This is a genomic window from Alkalibacterium sp., from assembly GCF_046484155.1.
Taxonomy (GTDB): Bacteria; Bacillota; Bacilli; order Lactobacillales; family Carnobacteriaceae_A; genus Alkalibacterium.
This window is the reverse complement of sequence record NZ_JAWOBT010000061.1, coordinates 1-4,429: the sequence shown is the minus strand read 5'-3', so window position 1 is coordinate 4,429 and position 4,429 is coordinate 1. Positions and strand designations below refer to the sequence as shown.

Genomic DNA, 4,429 nt, shown 5'->3' with positions numbered 1-4,429 from the left:
GCCACGGGAAGACCACGCCGTCGTGGTCGAGCTCCTGGGCGCGCTCGCGGGCGTAATCGAAAAGATAAATTTCTGAAAATATAAATTATATAAAAGGGGAGAAAAATGGTAAAGACGATGGCAATCAATGCTGGTAGTTCCAGTTTGAAATGGAAATTATATGACATGCCTGAAGAAGTCGTTGTTGCTGCTGGCATTATTGAACGTATTGGAGAAAATGACTCTATTTTCAGTATTACTTACAATGGGGATAAACAGTTAAAAAGTAGTGTTTCTATCACGGATCATGAAGAAGCTGTACAAATGTTACTTGAGCAATTAATAGAACTTTCAGTTCTGACTGGTTACGATGAAATTACTGGTGTCGGACATAGAGTAGCGGCGGGCGGAGAGTATTTTAGTGATTCTGTAGCTGTTACAGCAGATGTTCTCCAAAAGATTGAATTGCTTTCTGAATTGGCGCCCTTGCACAACCCGGCCAATGCTACAGGGATCAAAGCGTTTAAAAAGATATTACCTGAGATAACGAGTATTGCTGTATTTGATACTTCTTTCCACCAGACAATGGATGAAGTGCATTTTTTATACAGTATTCCTTATGAATATTACGAGAAACATAATGCAAGGAAATATGGGTATCATGGAACGAGTCACAAGTATGTTTCTCATAGAGCCGCCGAAATACTCAACAGACCGATAGAAGACTTGAAAATAATCTCCTGTCATTTAGGTAACGGCGCATCGATCTGTGCCATTGAAGGTGGGAAGTCAGTTGACACCTCAATGGGTTTCACCCCTTTAGCTGGTTTGACGATGGGGACACGTTCAGGTGATATTGATGTATCCTTGTTGCCTTTTATCATGGAAAAAGAAAACATAAAGACTGTATCAGAAATGATTGAAATATTGAACAGTGAGTCAGGATTGAAAGGGATATCTGGGATTTCCAATGATATCAGAGACCTTAAAGCCGTGAAAGCGACTAACGAAAGGGCATCACTAGCTCTGGAAATATTTAAAGATCGAATAAAAAAATATATCGGTTCTTATGCCGCTACTTTGAATGGGCTGGATGCCATAGTGTTTACAGCCGGGATCGGTGAAAATGATATCACTCTGAGAAAAGAAATTATTGAAGAATTATCATTTCTTGGTATGGAAATAGATGAAGAGAGGAACGATTGCCGGGGAGAAGAAAAAATAATATCAGCTAATACATCCAAAGTAAAAGTACTGCTTATCCCTACTGATGAAGAAGTGATGATTGCACAGGATGTTGAACGCCTAAAAAAAATAAGTGTAAATAGTTAAATACGGTGTAAAATTAAATATAATGACAAGATTCTAACAAATGTTGTTTTCGATCCTATTTCGTTTGAAAACGTTTCGAAATACGATACACTAGAGATAAGCTAAATAAAAGGAGTGTAGTGAATGGAACAAACAGTATATACCAATTATTGGCAAAATCGACTGACCGGCGTGAAGAAGGAACATGGCAGTTACGCAAGTGAAGAAGAAGCGATAAACGGGATCAAAGCCTGGTGGGAACTGCACAACGAAGACTACCCGCACGCTGAATACAAACGGACCAATTCAGGCGCTCTGGAAATTATTTACAACGATGATAAGTATGTTTATCGCATCGAGAAAAGGAAAACTGAAGATCCTTTACCGAAAGCAAAAGCAAAATCGAGAAATAAGAACGAAGTCGCTTCGATCAGAGAAAAATACGGCTTGCATGATGAAGCATTACTATATGAAGAACTGGCTGAACCTTACCGTGATCGCTTGATGCTGGCAATGAATGACAGTAAAAAATTACAACAGTATGTGTTCGATTCAGAAGGTCGTCCAATCAGAAAATTTAATGACAGATAAATAGTCACAGAAGAACTCCAGGCGATCATCTCCTTGGGGTTTTTCTTACATACAGGATGTCATTTTTCCAGCTGAGAAGGCTAAATGATATAATGAATATAACGATTTTGATCTAAGTCTCTTAATATTACAAATATGGAGCTAATGAAAATTAATTTGATTAAAAAGTGGCAATAGAAAAGGATGAGAATATATGGGAACTAATTATCAGCGCTTTATGCATGCATTCAATGAGTTACATAATGTGATTGCCAAAAAAGTGAACAGAGATCCGGAGACTAATTTTGGAGAACTTATGGGCGTAGCCGCAAAAAAACGGGATAAAGTCATTGAAAAATATGTAGATGAAATTGATTTTTACCGTGAGTTCAGGAACCTGCTCACGCACAATACAATAAACGGAGATGAAGCAGTCGCTCAACCAAGTGATTCGCTTATAGAGCAAATCGAAATGGTCACGGAAAAGATCAAATACAGTAAACGTGTGAAAGATGTCTTTTTAAAACGCGTCCGTACATTTGACGTCAATGATCCGCTTGAAAAAGTGCTGGACGTCATTAATCATGTCCGTTATACACAATTCCCCGTATTTGATGGGGATAACTTGGTCGGTATTTTATCTTCCATAGGAGTAACGAAATATCTCGCAAAAGCGATGGATCAGGATATTCGGTCAATAAAAAATACGACCGTAAAGCATATTTTAGAAGTCGAAGATGAACAGAACTTTTATGAAGTCATCCCTGCTGACAAATCCATCTTTGATATCGAAGAAATCTTCTCCGAGCGCATCAAAGAAGGGCGAACCACTTATATTTTGCTCATTGCTAAGGGTGAAAAAATCAATAGAAAAAGCGATTTGATCGGTATCATCACGCCTTGGGATATCCCGAGAGTCGTGGCGAATAAATAAAATCTGTTGGGGAGGTGAGCGTGAATGTCTTTTGCGTCATTAAGTCTTAAAATAGGAGCAACCCTTCACAACAATTTACGAGACAAGGATTTAGAGGTGGATCCGGAGATTCAGGGTCATTATGACATACAGTACGGCGAATCGGAAAAACATAACAGTCTGGACGTCTACTATCCAAAGGGGACAAAGGGAACGATACCTGTCATCGTCAATTTTCATGGTGGCGGCTATGTATATGGAACGAAAAAGACGTACTTATATTACGGTATGTTTTTAGCTAAACAGGGTTTCGTGTTTGTAAACGCCAGTTACCATCTGGCACCTAAGAAGAAATACCCGACACAGCTTGAAGAATTGAACCTGGTGATGGAGTGGGTGATGGATAACCACGAAAAGTATTATATGGACGTATCCAATGTGTTTATTGTCGGTGATTCTGCCGGTGCACAGTTGGCCCTTCAGTACAGTACGCTGTATTCTAATCCAAACTATGCTGAATTATTTTCCTTCGATCCGCCTGAGGATTTCACTCTTCGAGGGGTGGCATTAAACTGTGGCATGTATAATATCTACAACAAGATGGTCTCGTTGAATGAAAAGAACAAAAAATATGTGAACTTAGAGCTGGTTCTTTTGCTTAAGGATTATCTAGGCGAAAACTGGCGGCAATATGAAGACCAGTTAGCGACACAGGACTATATCACAGAGGCCTTTCCGCCCACTTATTTGATGACGGCTGAATATGATTTCTTGAGAGAAGAAACTTTGCCGATGGTTGAAGTGTTGACTGAACACGGTGTGACTGTCACATACAAAAAACACGGTGAGCCTGGTCAGAAACAGTATGTCCACATATTCCATTGTAATCTGAGTCTGGACGAGGCAAAGGAAGCGAATAGGATACAGTGTGATTATTTTAAATCATTGATCCAACAACCAAAAGAGAGCTGAACCGAAATTCGGTTCAGCTCTCTTTTGGTTGTTGGTCATCTCGATTTTTCTCCAAGGTACGCTGCGTTTGTCAAACGGGACGTCTTTATGCACCTGGCGCAGCAGCCACTGATAGGCAAACGGATCAACGAACATGGCATTGGCCACACCGAAGTTCGGAATTTCAGTGATTGGCTGGACAGCCGTACACGCGATGGATTCAGACCTGTTTCATTATTCCCATCCAATATATGAATTTTCAGAGCATAAAGTTTGAAGAGGACGTCATTTTGTCCGCCGCCAAAATCAGCGACTTCTAAGCGCTCTAGTCCAAAGATTTCTTCATAGCATTCTAAAGCTACAATACTGTCAGAACGACCATACCCAGTTCAGTACCGATCATTATTATTCCTTCTTTACAGGCTTTGTTTTTATGATCTTATCTTGCCATTGGTGATTGATATAAGCGATCAAAGAGGGGGAGAGCTGATTGAAATACTGTGTCAATTCCTTATAGTCCTTGGCATATCTGTTTCGTTTGCCCTCGTCCGTTTTCAGCTTCTCCGCATCCTCAAGGCAGTTTTCGTAGTGTCTGTTTATAAACTCTTTTATGAGAGCATTTTTATCCTGTTTGAAAGCAGTGAGAGTTTTTTCTAGAAAATCGCCTTCTGCGACTAAAAATGAATGGTTACGGGAGAGCTCGAC

The 4,429-nt window shown here is 39.9% G+C and carries 6 protein-coding genes; 5 read left to right on the top strand and 1 reads right to left on the bottom strand.

The genetic code is table 11. From position 1 onward, the window contains the following. Positions 1-105 precede the first annotated feature (105 nt). From R6U02_RS04985 to R6U02_RS04965, 5 genes are all read left to right on the top strand, one after another. On the top strand, positions 106-1,311 hold the full coding sequence (locus tag R6U02_RS04985) for an acetate/propionate family kinase (protein WP_410262536.1): 1,206 nt from the start codon (positions 106-108) through the stop codon (positions 1,309-1,311). Positions 1,312-1,434: 123 nt separating this feature from the next. After that, on the top strand, positions 1,435-1,881 hold the full coding sequence (locus R6U02_RS04980; protein WP_410262535.1) for a hypothetical protein: 447 nt from the start codon (positions 1,435-1,437) through the stop codon (positions 1,879-1,881). Between the two features lie 193 nt (positions 1,882-2,074). Beyond that, positions 2,075-2,794 carry a CBS domain-containing protein gene (locus R6U02_RS04975; protein ID WP_410262534.1) on the top strand — a complete coding sequence of 240 codons (720 nt, stop codon included), beginning with the start codon at positions 2,075-2,077 and terminating at the stop codon, positions 2,792-2,794. 24 nt (positions 2,795-2,818) lie between these two features. Next, the gene (locus R6U02_RS04970; protein ID WP_410262533.1) at positions 2,819-3,745 is read left to right on the top strand and encodes an alpha/beta hydrolase; all 927 of its coding nucleotides are present in this window, start codon (positions 2,819-2,821) and stop codon (positions 3,743-3,745) included. Positions 3,746-3,769: 24 nt separating this feature from the next. After that, positions 3,770-3,979: a hypothetical protein gene (locus R6U02_RS04965; RefSeq protein WP_410262532.1), complete on the top strand. Its 210-nt coding sequence runs from the start codon at positions 3,770-3,772 to the stop codon at positions 3,977-3,979. A gap of 150 nt (positions 3,980-4,129) precedes the next feature. Here the strand turns inward: R6U02_RS04965 and R6U02_RS04960 are convergent. Then, positions 4,130-4,429, bottom strand: a 300-nt coding sequence (locus tag R6U02_RS04960; RefSeq protein WP_410262531.1) for a hypothetical protein, incomplete at its 5' end; no start/stop codon positions are given.

Bases quoted from the DNA above. Each gene is read 5' to 3' on its own strand.
- R6U02_RS04985 (WP_410262536.1), top strand. From the start codon at position 106: ATGGTAAAGACGATGGCAATCAATGCTGGTAGTTCCAGTTTGAAATGG.
- R6U02_RS04980 (WP_410262535.1), top strand. From the start codon at position 1,435: ATGGAACAAACAGTATATACCAATTATTGGCAAAATCGACTGACCGGC.
- R6U02_RS04975 (WP_410262534.1), top strand. From the start codon at position 2,075: ATGGGAACTAATTATCAGCGCTTTATGCATGCATTCAATGAGTTACAT.
- R6U02_RS04970 (WP_410262533.1), top strand. From the start codon at position 2,819: ATGTCTTTTGCGTCATTAAGTCTTAAAATAGGAGCAACCCTTCACAAC.